The following is a 14,207-nucleotide window of genomic DNA, read 5'->3' on the forward strand; positions in this document are numbered from 1 at the left end:
CAGATGACCGGTCTGCCGTCCCGTCTTTGGAGTGTCCGCCGGCCGGCTCAGGTCGCCAGACGGCGACCGGTCGCCGCGTCGAACAGGTGCACGCGGTTCGGGCGCAGGGAGATCGTCTCCCCCGGCCGCTCGGCCACGCGTTCCCGCAGCACGCAGGTGAGGTCCTGACCGATGGCGCGCACCGCCAGCATGGTCTCGGAACCGGTGGGCTCGACGACCACGACCTCGGCGGCGAGCCCATCCGGAGCGAGGTCGAAATGTTCGGGCCGGATCCCGAGGATCAGCGGCTTCCCGGCGGCGCCGGCCGGCGCATCGGTGAGGGGAATGGTCAGGCCGGTATCGGTGACGAAGGTCAGGCGGCCGTTCGCCCGGATCGTGCCGGACAGGAAATTCATGGCCGGCGAGCCGATGAAGCCGGCGACGAACAGGTTGTCGGGCCGGTCGTAGAGGTCGAGCGGCGGGCCGATCTGCTCGACGACGCCGTCATGCATCACGACGATCCGGTCGGCCATGGTCATGGCCTCGATCTGATCGTGGGTGACGTAGATCGTCGTGGTCTTCAGGCGCTGATGCAGTTCCTTGATCTCGGTGCGCATCGCGACGCGCAGCTTCGCGTCCAGATTCGAGAGCGGCTCGTCGAACAGGAAGACCTGCGGATCGCGCACGATCGCCCGCCCCATCGCGACGCGCTGGCGCTGCCCGCCGGAGAGCTGGCGGGGATAGCGGTCGAGGAGATGCGTCAGCCCGAGGATCTGCGCCGCCCGGTTGACGCGCAGGTCGATCTCGGCGGCCGGCGCCTTCCGGATGCGCATCGAGAACGCCATGTTCTCGCGCACCGTGAGATGCGGATAGAGCGCATAATTCTGGAACACCATCGCGATGTCCCGCTCCTTGGGCGGCACATCGTTCACGACCCGCTCGCCGATACGGATCTCGCCCCCGGAAATGTTCTCCAGCCCGGCGATCATCCGCAGGAGGGTTGATTTCCCGCAGCCCGACGGCCCGACCAGGATCACGAACTCACCGTCCCGGATGTCCACGGAGACACCGTGCAGGACGTTCGTCGATCCGAAAGCCTTGCGAACCTCGCGGATTCCCACCGAGGCCATGCTTCCTCCCGATCAAGGCCGCTCTGTCGGCGGCTCTGTGAATACAGTACACGGGAGCGTGAGCGGGAAAGCAAGGCGTCACCTTCGCGATCCTGCAGGATATTCCGGTTCTGTCATTGTGCCGGGCAGGATCTGGCGACGAGCTTGGCCCTCGTGAAACACCGCGCAAGCCCCGCACGATGCCGGAATGCGAAAGCCTGCGCCGCCCCGCCCGGCAACCGCACGATGATCCCAAGCCTAATGGGTGAGTCCGCAAGCCCGCACGGGAGAAGGGACTTGCGCCCGATTCCAGGGCCACAAAAAGCTGGCAAAGCCGCTCAGGCGCGGCGCTGCGACCCGCCCAGCGAGATCCGGCTCGCCCCGGCCCGCGTCCCGTGGCTCGGCGGCGCGTAGGGGCGCCGGGACAGATCGTACAGCGCGGAGCCGACAACGCCGGCGGCCCGGCGCAGGGTCGGCCCGTCGCAGGTCGCCGCCACCCGGACGCCGGCCTCGTGCGTGTGGCTGCGGCCGTAGAGCCACACCGCGAGCCGCGCCCGGGTCGCCTCCGGGATCCCGTCGAGCAGGAATGCCGTGCTCTCCGGGTCCGCCTTGATCAGACGGCCGACGGTCTCCGGTGGGACCGGGCAATCGAGCGCGGGATCGTCGATGCTGAGGGGACGGACCTTGTTCATGGCAGACCTGACTGCTTTGCAGCGTCAGGTTGAGCGGACTTGGTTAACGAAAACTCACCAGATCAATAATCGCCCCCGTCGCGCGCCGGATTCAGAGCGGCCGGCGCACCAGCCGGGCGATCAAACCGACGATCCCCTCCCGGAACAGCAGCACGCACAGCACGAAGACACAGCCCTGGATGATCGTCACCCAGGCGCCGAACTGGGCGAGGTAGGTCTCCATGGTGACGATCACCAGCGCGCCGACGATCGGCCCGAACACGGTGCCCATGCCGCCGACCAGCGTCATCAGCACCACCTCGCCCGACATCGACCAGTGGACGTCGGTCAGCGAGGCGAGCTGGAACACGATCGCCTTGGTGGATCCGGCGAGCCCGGCCAGCGTCGCCGAGAGCACGAACACCGCGAGCTTGTACTGGCTCGCCCGGTAGCCGAGCGAGATCGCCCGCGGCTCGTTGTCCCGGATCGCCTTCAGCACCTGCCCGAAGGGCGAGTGGACGATGCGGTAGATCAGCAGAATTCCGGCCATGAAGATCACGCAGACGAGGCCGTACATGGCCCGGTCGTCGGCGAGGCTGATCGCGCCGAACAGATTGCCGCGGGGCACCGCCTGGATCCCGTCCTCGCCGCCGGTGAACTTCGCCTGCAGCGAGAAGAAGAACGCCATCTGGGCGAGCGCCAGGGTGATCATCGAGAAGTAGATGCCCTGCCGGCGGATCGCCAGCGCGCCGAAGACCAGCCCCAGCACAGCTGCCGTCGCGGTGCCGGAGAGGATCGCGAGTTCGGGCGTGAAGCCGAGGCTCTTGGCCGTGTAGGCGCAGAGGTAGCTCGCCATGCCGAAATAGGCGGCGTGGCCGAAGGAGAGCAGCCCGCCGTAGCCGAGCAGCAAGTTGAAGGCGAGCGCGAACAGCGCGAAGCACAAAACCTTCATCAGGTAGACGGGGTAGAGCACCAGCGGCGCCACGATCAGCAGCACGGCGATGCCGACGAAGATCAGGCGGTGGAGCGCCTTGTCGTCCCGGCGCGTCGGCAAGGCTGCGGCGATCGGGGCGGAATCGATGGCGGCGGTGTCGGCCATTTGTGTCGAGCCTCTTCGCGGTCAGGCCGTGCGCCCGAACAGGCCGGCGGGTTTGACGAGCAGCACCAGCACCATGATCACGAAGATCACGGTCGCGGACGCCTCCGGATAGAACACCTTGGTCAGCCCCTCGACGAGGCCGAGGGTGAAGCCCGTGATCACCGAGCCGATGATCGAGCCCATGCCGCCGATCACCACCACGGCGAAGACCACGATGATGATGTCGGCGCCCATATTGGGGTTGACCGAGTAGATCGGGGCGGCGAGCACGCCGGCGAAGCCCGCCAGCGCGACGCCGAACCCGTAGGTCAGCGTCAGGAACAGCGGCACGTTCACGCCGAAGGCCTGGACCAGCGTCGGGTTCTCGGTGGCGGCGCGCAGATACGCGCCGAGCTTGGTCTTCTCGATCACGAGCCAGGTGGCGATGCACACAGTCAGCGAGGCGACCACCACCCAGGCCCGGTAGTTCGGCAGGAACATGAACGGCAGGCGCTGCCCGCCCGACAATTCGGCCGGGATCGCGTAGGGGAGCCCCGAGACGCCGTACTGGTTGCGGAACAGGCCCTGGATGATCAGCGCCAGACCGAAGGTCAGGAGCAGGCCGTAGAGATGGTCGAGCTTGTAGAGCCGCGCGATCAGCACCCGCTCCAGCACGATGCCGAAGGCGCCGACCACGAGCGGTGCCAGCCCCAGCGCCCACCAATAGCCGAGGCCGACATAGGTGAGCAGCATCCAGGCCACGAAGGCGCCCATCATGTAGAGCGCGCCGTGAGCGAAGTTGATGATGTTGAGCAGCCCGAAGATGATCGCGAGCCCGAGCGACAGGATCGCGTAGAACGAACCGTTGATCAGGCCGAGCAGCAATTGCCCGAACAGGGCCTGCGTCGGCACTCCGAAGATCGTGGTCATGGCCGGTCTCCGCGCCCCGATCGCCCCATCAGCCCTTCACGAGCGGGCAATTGCCCTCGTTGAGCGGGCGGAAGACCTGATCGCCCGGGATCGTCTCGAGCGTCTTGTAGAGGTCCCACTCGCCCTTCGACTCGGCGGGCTTCTTGACCTCGAACAGGTACATGTCGTGGATCTTGCGCCCGTCCGCGCGGATCGTGCCCTTGCCGAACAGCGGGTCGTCGGTCGGCATCGCCTTCATCTTGGCGACGGTCGCGGCGCCGTCGGCGGTCGATTTCAATTCGGCCACGGCCTTCAGATAGTGCAGCACGTCCGAGTACACGCCCGCATGGTTGGCGGTGGGCTTCGAGCCGTTCTTCATCTGCTTGGCGAAGCGGTCCGAGAAGGCACGGGTCTGGTCGTTCAGGTCCCAGTAGAACGGCTCGGTCAGCACCAGCCCCTGCGCGACCTTGGTGCCGAGCGAGTGCACGTCCGAGGAGAAGACGAGGAGACCGGCGAGCGCCTGTCCGCCCTCGGTGATGCCGAATTCACCCGCCTGCTTGATCGAGTTGATCGTGTCGGTCCCAGCGTTGGCGAGGCCGATCACCTTGGCGCCCGATCCTTGAGCCTGCAGTAGGAAAGACGAGAAGTCCGAGGTCGGGAACGGGGTCTTCACCGCGCCCACGACCTTGCCGCCGTTCCTGGTGATGACCGCGCTGGTGTCGCGCTGGAGCGTCTGGCCGAACACGTAATCGGCGGTCAGGAAGAACCACGTATTGCCGCCGCGCTTGACCATGGCGCCGCCGGTGCCGTTGGCGAGCGCCACCGTGTCGTAGACCCAGTGGATGGTGTTGGGTGTGCATTGCGGTCCGGTGAGGTCGGCCGTGCCGGCGCCGGTATCGATGAAGACCTTGTTCTTCTCCTTGGTGACCTGGCTGATGGCGAGCGCCACCGAGGAGGTCACCCCGTCGGTGATCATGTCGACATTGTCGCGGTCGTACCATTGCCGGGCGATGGCCGCGCCGACATCCGGCTTGTTCTGGTGGTCCGCCGAGACGATCTCGACCTTCAGCCCGTGCTGCTCGGGCTTGAAATCCTCGACCGCGAGCTTGGCGGCCACCACCGAGCCCTCGCCGCTGATATCGGAATAGGCGCCCGAGCGGTCGCCCAGAATGCCGATCTTCACGTTGGTCTGCGCCGCAGCGGTGCCCATCATGAGGGCACCGGCAAGGGCGGCGAGAGTCACGGGCCGGGCGATACGTCCGAACATGCGCGTTTCCATCCACTATCGGCGCGACGGTCTTCCGCCGGCCGGACCCCAGGACGCCGATTCTGGCGTTTGAACAGTATTCTTGGACAGCCTTCAGACGCCGAGATAGGCGTGCAGCTTGTCGATATTGGCGTCAAGCTCGGCATTGGGGATCATGTCGACCACCCGTCCCTGCTCGATCACGAAATGCCGGTCCGCCAGGGTCTGGGCGAAGCGGAAATTCTGTTCCACCAGGATGATGGTGTAACCTTTAGCCTTCAACTGCTGGATGGTCCGGCCGATCTGCTGGACGATCACCGGCGCCAGACCCTCCGTCGGCTCGTCGAGCAGGATCAGCTTGGCGCCGGTGCGCAGGATGCGGCCGATCGCCAGCATCTGCTGTTCGCCGCCCGAGAGCTTGGTGCCCTGGCTGCCGGCGCGTTCCTTGAGGTTCGGGAACAGCGTGTGGATCTCGGCCACCGACATGCCGCCGGGCTTGACCCGCGGCGGCAGCATCAGATTCTCGTGGACCGTGAGGCTCGCGAAGATGCCGCGCTCCTCCGGGACGTAGCCGATGCCGAGCCGGGCGATGCTGCGCGAGGCCATGCGGATCGTCTCGACGCCGTCATAGACGATCGAGCCCGCGCGCTTGCCCAGGATGCCGATGATCGCCCGGAGCGTCGTGGTCTTGCCGGCGCCGTTGCGGCCGAGCAGCGTGATCACCTCGCCGGTCCGGACATCGATATCGATGCCGTGCAGCACGTGGCTCTCGCCGTACCAGCCCTCCAGGCCGCGGACGGTGAGGAGCGCGCCGGTCGCGGCAGCGGGCGTGGGTGTCTTCAGCGCGGCCTCAGGCATGTCCCGCCCCGATATAGGCTTCGACCACGCGCGGATCCTTGGACACGGTGGCGTAATCGCCCTCGGCCAGCACCTGCCCGCGGGCCAGAACGGTGATGCGGTCCGACAGGGACGCGACCACCGACAGGTTGTGCTCGACCATCAGGATGGTCCGATCCCGGGAGACCCGGCGGATCAGGGCGGCGGTGCGGTCGACGTCCTCATGGCCCATACCGGCCATCGGCTCGTCGAGGAGCAGCATCTCGGGATCGAGGGCGAGCGTGGTGGCGATCTCCAGCGCGCGCTTGCGGCCATAGGACAGTTCCACCGCCGGCACGTCGGCGAATTCGGTGAGGCCGACATCCTCGACCAGCGCCAGCGCCTCGCCGTTCAGCGCCCGCAGCACCCGCTCGGGACGCCAGAAGTCGAAGGAATCGCCGCGCCGCCGCCGTTGCAGGGCGATGCGGACATTCTCCATGACGGTCAGGTGCGGGAACACCGCCGAGATCTGGAAGGAGCGTACGAGGCCGAGCCGGGCGACATCGGCCGCCCTCAGACCGGTGATGTCGCGATCCTTGTAGCGGATCGTGCCCGCGGTCGGGATCAGGAACTTGGTCAGCAGGTTGAAGCAGGTGGTCTTGCCGGCCCCATTGGGACCGATGAGCGCGTGGATCGTCCCGCGCTCGACCTGTAGCGCCACGCCGTTCACGGCGCGAAATCCGCGGAATTCCATCGTCAGGCCGTCGGTCGCCAGGATCACGTCCCGTGCCAAGCACTGTCCTCCCAAGTTCCGATTCTTGTTTTGAATCTTGCGACCATATCGCCGAACTGCACCGGATCCGTCCATCGCAAACGCGCGGTGCGGCGCGACAATCCCCGGCTGGTATATCGGCGTCGTCCATCCGGTCCGGGCGGGTCGAAGCTTGACCATCCCGGCCAAGCCCATTAACTCAGACAAATTGCACGCGGGCTCGGGGGTAGAGGGCATGGTCGGTCGCGCGGCCTACATCGCGGTCGACTGGGGCACGACCAACCGGCGGGCCTACGCGATGGCATCCGACGGGACGGTGATCGAAACCCTTCGGGACGATCGCGGCGTGCTCAGCATCGCGCGGGACGCCTATCCGGCCGAGATCTCGGCGTTGCGCGCGCGCTTCGGCGCGGAACCGGTCATCGCCGTCGGGATGGTCGGGTCGAGCCGGGGCTGGTGCGAGGCGCCCTATGTCGATGCGCCAGCAACCCTGGAACGCCTCGTCGAATCCTGCCGGGAGGCCGCGCCCGATGTGCGGATCGTCCCCGGCGTCGCCCTGCGGGACGGCCGGCGGCCCGACGTGATGCGCGGCGAGGAGATCCAGATCCTGGGCGCGATCCATGCCGGCACGGCGCCGGCGACCGCCCTGTTCTGCCAGCCCGGCACGCACAACAAATGGGTCGAGACCGTCGACGGGGCGATCACGAACTTCACCACGGTGATGACCGGCGAACTCTTCGCCCTGCTGCGGAGCCACGGCATCCTGGCGGGCATGCTCGACGGGCCGGTGGCGGACGGCGCCGCGTTCCGCCGCGGCCTTCGCCGGGGGATCGCGTCCGGCAACCTCGCCGCGACTTTGTTCGAGGTCCGGGCCGGGCTGCTGCTCGACCGGCTTGAACCCGCCGAGGCCGCCGCCTACGCCAGCGGCGTGCTGATCGGGGCGGATGTCGCGACCCGGGACGATTTGAGCCGCCGGCCGGTCCATCTGCTGGGCGGCGGGACCCTGAGCGACCTCTATGCCGTCGCGGTGACCGAAATGGGCGGGACTCCGGTCATCGTGCCGGACGGGGCGACGACCGCCGGCATCCACGCCCTCTGGAGCCTGAACGCATGACGATCCTCGATCGGTTCGAAGCCGCCTTCGCCGCCTGCCCGCTGGTCGCGATCCTGCGGGGGCTGACGCCGGAGGAGGCGCCGGCCATCGGCGACGCCCTCGCGGATGCCGGGTTCACGCTGATCGAGGTGCCACTGAACTCCCCCGATCCGCTGCGCAGCATCACCCGCCTCTCCGAGCGCCTCGCCGGGCGCGCGCTCGTGGGGGCCGGCACGGTGCTCGAAGCCGCGCAGGTCGAAGCGGTCAGGGAGGCCGGCGGCAGCCTGATCGTCTCGCCCAACACGGATGACGCGGTGATCCGGGCGACCCGCGCGCTCGGCCTCGTCTCTCTGCCCGGTTACCAGACGCCGACCGAGGCCTTCGCGGGGCTCGCAGCCGGCGCGACCGCGCTCAAGCTCTTCCCGGCGGATGTCGCGTCGCCGGCGGCCCTGCGGGCTCACAGAGCCGTGCTCCCCGCCGGAACGCGGGTTCTCGCCGTGGGCGGCGTGACGCCGGAGGGGATCGCCGCCTGGCGGGCGGCGAGCGCCGACGGGTTCGGCCTCGGCTCGAACCTGTACCGCCCCGGCAAGGCGGCGGCCGATGTCGCGCGCGACGCGGCGGCCTTCGTGGAAGCGGTCCGGCGGTCCGCGTAACCGCGCGACGCCGAGTCCACAGCCGGCGCATCTTGGACCGGCGCCGCCAAACGCCTATCAGACAGCCGTCCCTGGCGAGACGGGAGCGGCCTGATGGCGGATGAGATCACGGTTTCGGCCGAGGGCGACGGGCTCGACCTCATCGAGACGCCCTGCCTCCTGCTCGATTCCGACCGGCTGACCGCCAACGTCGCCGCCATGCGGGCGCGGCTCGACCGGCTCGGCGTGGTCCTGCGCCCGCATCTCAAGACAGCCAAATCCCGCGACGTCGCCCGGATCGCCATGGCGGGCGCAGCCGGGCCCGCAACCGTCTCCACGCTGCGCGAGGCCGAGTATTTCGCCGAGGGCGGCGTCCGCGACATGATCTACGCGGTCGGTATCGCGCCCCAGAAGCTCGAGCGGGTCGGCTGGATCCGGCGGCATTGGCAGACGGATCTCGCGATCATCCTCGACTCGCTGGAGCAGGCCGAGGCGGTGGCGACCTGGAGCCGCCGCCATGGCGAAAGGTTGCCGGTGCTGATCGAGGTCGACGCGGACGGCCACCGCTCCGGCGTGAAGCCGCAGGATGCGGAACGGCTCGTCGCGATCGGCCGCATCCTCGCCGAGGCGGCCAGCCTGCGCGGCGTGCTCCTGCATGCCGGCGACAGCTACGGACTGAGTGAGCCGGATGCGCTGCGTGCCGCCGCCGAGGCCGAGCGCGTCGCCGCGGTGACGGCGGCCACGTCGCTCCGCGAGGCGGGCCTGCCCTGCCCGGTGGTCAGCGTCGGCTCCACACCGACCGCGCGCTATGCGGAGAGCCTGGACGGCGTCACCGAGGTCCGCGCCGGCGTCTTCATGATCGGCGACCTGTTCCAGGCGGGCGTCGGCTCCTGCGCGGTGGAGGATATCGCGCTGACCGTCCTGGCCACGGTGATCGGCCACCAGCGGGAGAAGGGCTGGATCATCACCGATGCCGGCTGGATGGCGCTCTCGCGCGACCGGGGGACCGCCCGGCAGGCGGTCGATCAGGGTTACGGCCTCGCCTGCGACCGCGCGGGGCGGCCCTACCCCGACCTGATCGTCGCCGACGCCAATCAGGAGCACGGCATCCTGGCCCTGCGGAAGGGCTCCGCGGCTGCCCTGCCCGATCTCCCGGTCGGCGCGCGGCTGCGCATCCTGCCGAACCACGCCTGTGCGACCGGCGCGCAGCATGATCGCTACCATGTGGTGGCGGACGGCCATCTCACCGGTGCGGTCTGGCCGCGGATCAACGGGTGGTGAGGCCGAACTCCGGAACGAGCGTGGGATGCGCGCCGCCAACCGCGTTCAAGGGTGCGCGGCCGGCACGATGGCGCCGGTCACAACAGGTTCGCCCGCGATGACGCCGATGACGGGTTGCGCCCGCTGCCGGTCGAGCTTGTCGGCCGACACGAGCGCGGCGGCGATCAGGGCTGCCACGGCCAGCGTCGCCTTCAGCACGTCCCAGACCCGCGCGAGCATGGCTTCGACCTCACCGGCGACGGAATGCGAGAAGCGGGCGCGTCGCGAACGCCCTCCGCAGTTCTCGCAGCCTGGGCCGTCAGGCTTGCCCAAACCTTACCAAGTCACCGCGCGCGGCATCTCTGTCCAACACTGATGCCGCAGCGCATCATCAACGGGGACGGTTGCGCCCGGCCGCGGCGTCCGATCCGCCTCCGGCCTCGGCGGCCAGCGCCTCGAACACCAGGGCGTGGCGCTGCGCCAGCGCCGCCACATCGGTCGTGTAGCCACCGCCGATCACCGCCACGAGGGGGATCCCGCGGGCCCGCGCCTGGGACACGACGTACCGATCCCGCGCGAGCAAGCCCTCATCCGTGAGGCTCAGCCGGCCGAGCCGGTCGTCCCGATGCGGATCGACGCCGGCATTGTAGAAGACGAGGTCGGGCGCAAGCGCGTCGAGCAGTTGCGGCAGGCGGCCGCGCAGCACGGCGAGATAGTCCTCGTCGCCGAGCCGGTCCGGGAGGCCGATATCGAGGTCGCCGGCGATCTTCTGAGAGGGATAGTTGTTCTCGCAGTGGATGGAGAGCGTGAACAGGTCGGGGCAGAGCGCGAGGCAATCCGCGGTCCCGTCACCCTGGTGGACATCGAGATCGACGACCAGGGCGCGCCGCACGAGGCCTTCGGCCTGGAGGGTGCGCGCCGCCACGGCCACGTCGTTGAGCACGCAGAAGCCGGCGCCCTGCTGCCTCCGGGCATGGTGGCTCCCGCCGGCGGCACTGCCGGCCAGCCCCTCGGCGAGCGCCAGACGCGCCGCCAGCAGGGTCCCGCCCACGGAACTGCGCGAGCGCCGCACCAAAGCGGCATCGACCGGCAGCCCGATCGCCCGCTCGACGTCGGGCGACACGGTGCAGTTCAGGACCGCCTGCACGTAGGCTGGATCGTGGGCACGAACGAGGATGTCCGCGGTGGCCAGCTCGGGCGTGACGAAGCCGAGGGGCGCGAGCCCCTTCGCGATCAACGTCTCGGCAAGCAGCCCGTATTTCCGCATCGGGAAGCGGTGACCGGCCGGCAGGCTCGCCTCGTAGGCCGGATGAAAGGCGATCGGCGGGATCATGCCGGGGCGCCGAGATCCGCCAGGATGGCCGCGGCCAGAGCCGCCCCGCTGTCGACGGCCTCCAGCCTCGCCACGCTCCGACGGTCGCTCACGGCCTCATCCTGTCTGAGACGCGGCCCGGCGAGCCGCCTTTCGGCCAAGATAGGCGCGTCCCCGGATGGCGACAGCGCGACGCTCCGTCCCGCGTCCGGGGGCGAAACAACGTCCGTCTTGCCGGCCTTGGCCGACGGAGCGTGACCCGATCGAGCCGAGTGACCGGCCAGGCCGATGAGACGGGAAACGCATTCTGCGGCGTGCGGTGGTGCGGGTAGAGGGAATCGAACCCCCACGCCTTGCGGCTGGCGATTTTGAGTCGCCCGCGTCTACCAGTTCCGCCATACCCGCCTGCCCGGCGCTCTTCGCACAGGTCGACCGCACGGGCCAAGCGTATTTTTCGCGGTGGCGGGCGATCTGGCCAAGGCGCGGCACCTATGCTCAAAGGGCGGCCAACGATCCAATACGGGAGATCGAATGCTCCGCCGGCTCTATGCGTGGATCCTGGCCCTCAGCGTCAGGCCCTCCGCGCCCTACGCGCTCGGCGCCGTGGCCTTCGCCGAAAGTTCGTTCTTCCCGGTTCCGCCAGACGCGATGCTGGTGCCGATGGCCGTCAGCCGACCGGACCGGGTCTGGCTCTACGCCACGATCGCGACCGTCGCATCGGTCCTCGGTGGCATCGTGGGCTACGCCATCGGGGCCCTGCTGTTCGACTCCGTCGGGGAATGGCTGATCCGCCTCTACGGCCTACAGAACTCGGCCGCGACCTTCCAGGATTCCTATGCCCGGTACGGACATTGGGTGATCCTGTTGAAGGGCCTGACACCGATCCCCTACAAGCTCGTCACGATCACGTCGGGCTTCGCCCATTACAGCCTGTTCTGGTTCATCGTGCTGTCGATCGTCACCCGCGGCGCCCGCTTCTTCATCCTCGCCGGACTGCTCGGTCGATACGGCGTCCAGATCCGCGGCGTCCTCGACCGGCATCTCAACGCGGTGGCGGCGATCTCGGTGGCGGTGATCGTCCTCGGCTTCCTGCTGTTCAAGGTGATCCTGTAGCGATGAATACGGCGGCCGCGCTTCGTCTCAAAACCGCCGGCCTGTGGCTGGCCATCCTCTCCGCCGTGATCCTCTGCGCCGTGCTGGTGATGCAGTACGGATCCGGCTACGCGCCCTGCAAGCTCTGCCTGACGGAGCGCCTGCCCTATTACGCGGCGGTGCCGCTGGGCCTGATCGCGTTGTTCGCCCCGGAGCGCCTGGCCCGGATCGCTCTCGGACTGGCTGCCCTCGGCCTGCTCTACGGAGCCGGACTCGGCGTCTATCACGCCGGCGCCGAATGGGGGTTCTGGCCCGGGCCGACGGATTGCGGCGGCGGCACGGGAACCAATCCCGGCCAGATCGGAGACTTCCTCAACGCCCTGCAAACCACCAAGGTGGTGGATTGCTCGGTGGCGGCCTTGCGCATCCTTGGAATTTCGCTGGCCGGCTGGAACGCCGTCGTGGCGTTCGTGCTGGCATCCCTGGCGGGGACGGCCGCGGCGCGCCGCTGACCGGCCGACCGAAGACCTCGCCCCCGGCGCCCGCGTCGATGTCCTAATTCCGGTCGTCGGGCAGAATCGGGATCGCGGCGACGTCGATGCCCTCCTCGATCAAGGCGCGCGCCTCGGCGGGGCTGGCCTCCCCGTAGATCGACCGGCCTTCCGCTTCTCCGTAGTGGATCTTGCGCGCTTCCTCGGGGAATCGAGCGCCGACATGTTCGGCGCTCGCGACGACCTGCTCCCGCAATGCCTTCAGCATGGCCCGGAGCTGACGCTCCGGCTCGGCGAGCAGGGCCACCGGAGCTTCGGCCTGCGGCGGAGGCGCCTCCGGATGCGGCGCCTGCGGCCGATCGCTGCGCGCGATGCTCGGCGCCATCAGCGCCTTGCCGACCGCGGTGGTGTCGCAGACCGGGCAGACCACGAGACCGCGCGCGACCTGCGTGTCGAAGGAAGCGGAGGACGGGAACCAGCTCTCGAAGCCGTGTCCGGCCTCGCAGACGAGACTGTACCGGATCATTGTTCTGCTATCGGTGTCTACTGCGCCGGCTCGACCTGAAGGCCGACACGCTCGACGGTAAAGGCACGTCCGTGCTTCAGCGACGGGATCCGCGCCCGGGCGTCGGCGACCTGGGCGAGGTCGATCTCCGCCAGGATGATTCCGGGCTCGTCGCCGCCCGCATCGGCGAGCACGCGCCCCCAGGGATCGACGATGATGGAATGGCCGAAGGTCTCGCGTCCATCCTCGTGAACACCGCCCTGCGCCGCCGAGATCACGAAGGCGCCGGTCTCGATCGCCCGGGCCCGCTGGAGGACGTGCCAATGCGCAGCGCCCGTCTGGCGGGTGAAGCAGGCCGGTGCGGTCAGCACATCGGCCCCCGCTTCCGCCAAGGCGCGATAGAGGCCGGGAAAGCGGATGTCGTAGCAGATCGTCAGGCCGATCGTGGCCAGGGGCGTCTGAGCGACGATCGCGCAGGCGCCGCCGGTATAGGTCGCCGATTCGCGCCAGCGCTCGCCACTCGGCAGATCGACGTCGAACAGGTGCAGCTTGTCGTAAGCGGCGACGATCGCTCCCGCGGCATCGATCAGGTAGGCCCGGTTGGCGATCTTGTCGCCTGCGCGCACCGCGATGGAGCCCACCTGCACGATTGTCCCGGTCTCCCGCGCGACGTCGCGCAGCGCTGCGAGCGTGGGATCGCGCTCCTCGCTCGTGACATGCGCGAACAGGCGCTGCCGGTCGCGCTCGACCAGGGACGTCATTTCCGGCGTCTGGACATAGGCCGCGCCCCGCGACGCCGCCTCGCGCACCCCCGCCACGGCCGCGTCGCGATTGGCGCCCGGATCGCGACCGGAGCGCATCTGCACGCAGGCAGCCGTGAAGCGGGCCTCAGGCATCGGCTTTGTCACTCAGGAGGGGATCGAGCTTGCCGGCCCGGTCGAGGGCGTAGAGGTCGTCGCAGCCGCCGACATGCGTGCCGCCCACGAAGATCTGCGGCACGCTCGTGCGGCCGCCCGCCTTCCCGACCATGGTGGCGCGGGCGCCCTGCACCCGCTCGACGTCGATCTCCTGGAAGGGAACGCCCTTCTCCTTCAGCAGGCTCTTGGCCGCCGAGCAGTAGGGGCACCACGCCGTGGTGTAGATGGTAACCGGCTGCATGGCCTTCGATGTCCCGCGCGTGACCACCCGTCATATAGGTGCGCGCAGGGCACATTGCCTATGTCCGCGTGGCCACAGGCTCAA

The 14,207-nt window shown here is 68.9% G+C and carries 17 protein-coding genes and 1 tRNA gene; 5 read left to right on the forward strand and 13 right to left on the reverse strand.

All coding sequences use genetic code 11. From position 1 onward, the window contains the following. Positions 1–47: 47 nt before the first annotated feature. The 7 genes from ugpC to FVE89_RS12795 form a co-directional block, all read right to left on the reverse strand. Positions 48–1,109, reverse strand: coding sequence for a sn-glycerol-3-phosphate ABC transporter ATP-binding protein UgpC (gene ugpC / locus FVE89_RS12765; RefSeq protein ID WP_160534313.1), 1,062 nt, complete (start codon positions 1,107–1,109; stop codon positions 48–50). Positions 1,110–1,426: 317 nt separating this feature from the next. Then, complete coding sequence (locus FVE89_RS12770; protein ID WP_160534314.1) at positions 1,427–1,780, reverse strand: hypothetical protein; 354 nt, start codon at positions 1,778–1,780, stop codon at positions 1,427–1,429. A 91-nt stretch (positions 1,781–1,871) separates the two neighbouring features. Continuing rightward, entirely contained in the window at positions 1,872–2,858 is a 987-nt protein-coding gene (locus FVE89_RS12775; protein ID WP_160534315.1) for a branched-chain amino acid ABC transporter permease, read from the reverse strand. A 21-nt stretch (positions 2,859–2,879) separates the two neighbouring features. After that, positions 2,880–3,767 (reverse strand): branched-chain amino acid ABC transporter permease, encoded by an 888-nt coding sequence (locus FVE89_RS12780; protein ID WP_024827895.1) that lies wholly within the window; start codon positions 3,765–3,767, stop codon positions 2,880–2,882. Positions 3,768–3,795: 28 nt separating this feature from the next. Next, complete coding sequence (locus FVE89_RS12785; protein ID WP_160534316.1) at positions 3,796–5,013, reverse strand: ABC transporter substrate-binding protein; 1,218 nt, start codon at positions 5,011–5,013, stop codon at positions 3,796–3,798. 93 nt (positions 5,014–5,106) lie between these two features. Beyond that, positions 5,107–5,850 carry an ABC transporter ATP-binding protein gene (locus FVE89_RS12790; protein WP_160534317.1) on the reverse strand — a complete coding sequence of 248 codons (744 nt, stop codon included), beginning with the start codon at positions 5,848–5,850 and terminating at the stop codon, positions 5,107–5,109. Further along, complete coding sequence (locus tag FVE89_RS12795; RefSeq protein WP_160534318.1) at positions 5,843–6,601, reverse strand: ABC transporter ATP-binding protein; 759 nt, start codon at positions 6,599–6,601, stop codon at positions 5,843–5,845. The genes FVE89_RS12790 and FVE89_RS12795 overlap by 8 nt, the downstream gene beginning before the upstream one ends. Positions 6,602–6,815: 214 nt before the next feature. Here FVE89_RS12795 and FVE89_RS12800 point away from each other — a divergent pair, with 214 nt between their 5' ends. From FVE89_RS12800 to FVE89_RS12810, 3 genes are all read left to right on the forward strand, one after another. Next, on the forward strand, positions 6,816–7,694 hold the full coding sequence (locus FVE89_RS12800; RefSeq protein WP_160534319.1) for a 2-dehydro-3-deoxygalactonokinase: 879 nt from the start codon (positions 6,816–6,818) through the stop codon (positions 7,692–7,694). After that, positions 7,691–8,326: a 2-dehydro-3-deoxy-6-phosphogalactonate aldolase gene (locus FVE89_RS12805; RefSeq protein WP_160534320.1), complete on the forward strand. Its 636-nt coding sequence runs from the start codon at positions 7,691–7,693 to the stop codon at positions 8,324–8,326. Before FVE89_RS12800 ends, FVE89_RS12805 begins: the two co-directional genes overlap by 4 nt. Before the next feature lie 93 nt (positions 8,327–8,419). Then, positions 8,420–9,586, forward strand: a complete 1,167-nt coding sequence (locus tag FVE89_RS12810; RefSeq protein WP_160534321.1) for an alanine racemase — start codon at positions 8,420–8,422, stop codon at positions 9,584–9,586. A 45-nt stretch (positions 9,587–9,631) separates the two neighbouring features. Here the strand turns inward: FVE89_RS12810 and FVE89_RS30520 are convergent, their stop codons facing one another. From FVE89_RS30520 to FVE89_RS12820, 3 genes are all read right to left on the reverse strand, one after another. Continuing rightward, entirely contained in the window at positions 9,632–9,805 is a 174-nt protein-coding gene (locus FVE89_RS30520; RefSeq protein WP_202130745.1) for a hypothetical protein, read from the reverse strand. A gap of 151 nt (positions 9,806–9,956) precedes the next feature. Next, positions 9,957–10,898, reverse strand: a complete 942-nt coding sequence (locus FVE89_RS12815) for a histone deacetylase (RefSeq protein WP_202130746.1) — start codon at positions 10,896–10,898, stop codon at positions 9,957–9,959. A 299-nt stretch (positions 10,899–11,197) separates the two neighbouring features. Beyond that, positions 11,198–11,282: transfer RNA gene (locus FVE89_RS12820), tRNA-Leu, on the reverse strand. Positions 11,283–11,408: 126 nt separating this feature from the next. Here FVE89_RS12820 and FVE89_RS12825 point away from each other — a divergent pair. After that, entirely contained in the window at positions 11,409–11,990 is a 582-nt protein-coding gene (locus tag FVE89_RS12825) for a YqaA family protein (RefSeq protein ID WP_160534322.1), read from the forward strand. A gap of 2 nt (positions 11,991–11,992) precedes the next feature. Then, complete coding sequence (locus tag FVE89_RS12830; RefSeq protein WP_160534323.1) at positions 11,993–12,481, forward strand: disulfide bond formation protein B; 489 nt, start codon at positions 11,993–11,995, stop codon at positions 12,479–12,481. Positions 12,482–12,524: 43 nt separating this feature from the next. Here FVE89_RS12830 and FVE89_RS12835 read toward each other — a convergent pair whose 3' ends face one another. Genes FVE89_RS12835 through grxC form a run of 3 tightly spaced genes read right to left on the reverse strand, consistent with a single transcriptional unit; the run spans position 12,525 to position 14,123 of the window. Next, on the reverse strand, positions 12,525–12,986 hold the full coding sequence (locus FVE89_RS12835) for a DUF1178 family protein (RefSeq protein ID WP_160534324.1): 462 nt from the start codon (positions 12,984–12,986) through the stop codon (positions 12,525–12,527). Between the two features lie 17 nt (positions 12,987–13,003). Continuing rightward, positions 13,004–13,861 (reverse strand): carbon-nitrogen hydrolase family protein, encoded by an 858-nt coding sequence (locus tag FVE89_RS12840; protein ID WP_160534325.1) that lies wholly within the window; start codon positions 13,859–13,861, stop codon positions 13,004–13,006. Next, the gene (grxC, locus tag FVE89_RS12845; RefSeq protein WP_160534326.1) at positions 13,854–14,123 is read right to left on the reverse strand and encodes a glutaredoxin 3; all 270 of its coding nucleotides are present in this window, start codon (positions 14,121–14,123) and stop codon (positions 13,854–13,856) included. The genes FVE89_RS12840 and grxC overlap by 8 nt, the downstream gene beginning before the upstream one ends. Between the last annotated feature and the right edge of the window lie 84 nt (positions 14,124–14,207).

Source organism: Methylobacterium sp. 2A (assembly GCF_009806555.1).
Taxonomy (GTDB): Bacteria; Pseudomonadota; Alphaproteobacteria; order Rhizobiales; family Beijerinckiaceae; genus Methylobacterium.

Excerpts from the sequence above, each read along its gene's own strand:
- FVE89_RS12815 (WP_202130746.1), bottom strand. The coding sequence starts at position 10,898 with ATGATCCCGCCGATCGCCTTTCATCCGGCCTACGAGGCGAGCCTGCCG.
- FVE89_RS12835 (WP_160534324.1), bottom strand. The coding sequence starts at position 12,986 with ATGATCCGGTACAGTCTCGTCTGCGAGGCCGGACACGGCTTCGAGAGC.
- FVE89_RS12810 (WP_160534321.1), top strand. The coding sequence starts at position 8,420 with ATGGCGGATGAGATCACGGTTTCGGCCGAGGGCGACGGGCTCGACCTC.
- FVE89_RS12800 (WP_160534319.1), top strand. The coding sequence starts at position 6,816 with ATGGTCGGTCGCGCGGCCTACATCGCGGTCGACTGGGGCACGACCAAC.
- FVE89_RS12785 (WP_160534316.1), bottom strand. The coding sequence starts at position 5,013 with ATGTTCGGACGTATCGCCCGGCCCGTGACTCTCGCCGCCCTTGCCGGT.
- FVE89_RS30520 (WP_202130745.1), bottom strand. The coding sequence starts at position 9,805 with ATGCTCGCGCGGGTCTGGGACGTGCTGAAGGCGACGCTGGCCGTGGCA.
- FVE89_RS12805 (WP_160534320.1), top strand. The coding sequence starts at position 7,691 with ATGACGATCCTCGATCGGTTCGAAGCCGCCTTCGCCGCCTGCCCGCTG.
- FVE89_RS12780 (WP_024827895.1), bottom strand. The coding sequence starts at position 3,767 with ATGACCACGATCTTCGGAGTGCCGACGCAGGCCCTGTTCGGGCAATTG.
- grxC (WP_160534326.1), bottom strand. The coding sequence starts at position 14,123 with ATGCAGCCGGTTACCATCTACACCACGGCGTGGTGCCCCTACTGCTCG.
- FVE89_RS12830 (WP_160534323.1), top strand. The coding sequence starts at position 11,993 with ATGAATACGGCGGCCGCGCTTCGTCTCAAAACCGCCGGCCTGTGGCTG.
- ugpC (WP_160534313.1), bottom strand. The coding sequence starts at position 1,109 with ATGGCCTCGGTGGGAATCCGCGAGGTTCGCAAGGCTTTCGGATCGACG.
- FVE89_RS12840 (WP_160534325.1), bottom strand. The coding sequence starts at position 13,861 with ATGCCTGAGGCCCGCTTCACGGCTGCCTGCGTGCAGATGCGCTCCGGT.
- FVE89_RS12775 (WP_160534315.1), bottom strand. The coding sequence starts at position 2,858 with ATGGCCGACACCGCCGCCATCGATTCCGCCCCGATCGCCGCAGCCTTG.
- FVE89_RS12770 (WP_160534314.1), bottom strand. The coding sequence starts at position 1,780 with ATGAACAAGGTCCGTCCCCTCAGCATCGACGATCCCGCGCTCGATTGC.
- FVE89_RS12790 (WP_160534317.1), bottom strand. The coding sequence starts at position 5,850 with ATGCCTGAGGCCGCGCTGAAGACACCCACGCCCGCTGCCGCGACCGGC.
- FVE89_RS12825 (WP_160534322.1), top strand. The coding sequence starts at position 11,409 with ATGCTCCGCCGGCTCTATGCGTGGATCCTGGCCCTCAGCGTCAGGCCC.